The organism is Bacillus sp. D48C (assembly GCF_053345735.1).
In genome coordinates, this window is record NZ_JBKFAQ010000032.1 from 1 (window position 1) to 1,608 (window position 1,608).

1 protein-coding gene and 1 pseudogene are annotated in these 1,608 nt (G+C 34.3%); both read right to left on the reverse strand.

Annotated elements, in window-relative coordinates:
* Positions 1-722 (reverse strand): annotated as a pseudogene (locus tag ACLBXA_RS29245) (hypothetical protein); the annotation flags it as partial.
* 15 nt (positions 723-737) lie between these two features.
* On the reverse strand, positions 738-1,608 hold an 871-nt coding region (locus tag ACLBXA_RS29250; protein ID WP_447617735.1), incomplete at its 5' end, for a hypothetical protein.

Below are 1,608 nucleotides of genomic sequence, written 5' to 3' on the forward strand. Positions count from 1 at the left end.
TCTGTCGGTTTCTCTGGATTTGTTGGTTTTTCTGGCTCTGTCGGTTTCTCTGGATTTGTTGGTTTTTCTGGCTCTGTCGGTTTCTCTGGATTTGTTGGTTTTTCCGGCTCTATTGGTGGCTTTGGTTTTTCTGTCCCTGTATTTTCCGTATTACCATTCTCATCCTCCGTTATAATTGGTGGGTTCACAATTGTATCTGGTTTCTTCTCTGGTGGAAGAATATCACCTATACTTGCTACTGAAGAATCAATATTTTGATCACCGAATGCAAAATGATCTCCATTTACGGTGACTTGTGGCTTGTTATCTGTAATAGCTGCAATCACATTATCTTTTGTTGTATCTTGAAGTGTTTTATCTGTTGTTTCTTTATCAAAGAGTGCTAGAACACGAGAAGTGGTGTCATCCCCATTTTGAAGATTACTTACAATAGATTTTTCTTTAAAATTAATTTTTGATTTATCCAGCTCTTCGAGTACATAAGCAACTTCATTATCCTTACTTTGAATTGCATTCTCTGTAATTGCTTCAAAATCTTGTTTGTTCAGATCTTCTTTCTTTTCCTCCTGTTTATTCTTATCTACTTTTTTTGTAATAGCTGATTTACTTTTTGATGATTCCTTACTTCCAAACCAACTGCAACCTGTCGTACTTAATATCAATGAACCACCAAGAAAAACAATTCCCATTTTTTTGTACAGATTCTCGTAATTTAAAGGCATGTTATTCTCTCCCCCTTAGATGTTCTGTAGATCTTTATCAATTTTTTCAATCTTAGCTTTCTTTTCCTCTTCACTTATCGTAGACTGCTGAATATCTCGTTTCTCTAATTCTTTGACCTCTTTAATTACATTTTTATTTCCTTGCGTTTTAGCAAAGGAATAACAATCTTCATATTTTTTTAGATTTACAAAAGCCTCAACAATGAGTTTTTCACGTCTACCGTCCATATTGACTTTCCCCTTAAGCTTAATTACCTCCTCATATTTTTTATTAAGTGCTGCTTTTTCAAAGTCGATTACATCATTTTTGACATCAATTTCATTGATTTTATTCATGTTGTCTATCCCAATAAAATAAGCAACCACACTTTCTGCAAATTTCGGTTCGTATTGTAATGCCTTATTTGCCCTTCCATTTAATAAATAAGTAAATAGAACTGCCTTCTGACTATCTTTATCTAATTCTGTGTAATTGACCTTATCGAAGTATTTAACGGCTTCTCCATACTGCTGAATGGCTGCCTGTTGTAATCCTTTTACTACATATTGTTCAGAGCCAGCATTTGCACTCGAAACTGGTTCGGAAGAGAATAACTTAAAGGCAAATATGGCACCAGCTCCAATTAACACCACGCTTCCTATGACACTCGCAATAATCTTGAATCCTTTTCTATTTTCCTTTCCAGGCTTTACTAGTGTTTTTACTTCATTCGCTGAACTATAAGAGGATTCTTCCTTCCTTTCTGATGATTCTTCTTGATATTCATATTCTTCATGAAAAGGAGAATCATTGATTTCTCTTTCTAATGTTTCTAACAGCTCCTTCTTTTGTTCCTCTTGTTCTGGATCTAATTGCATCACATTCATTTTTTTAGAAATGTGATCA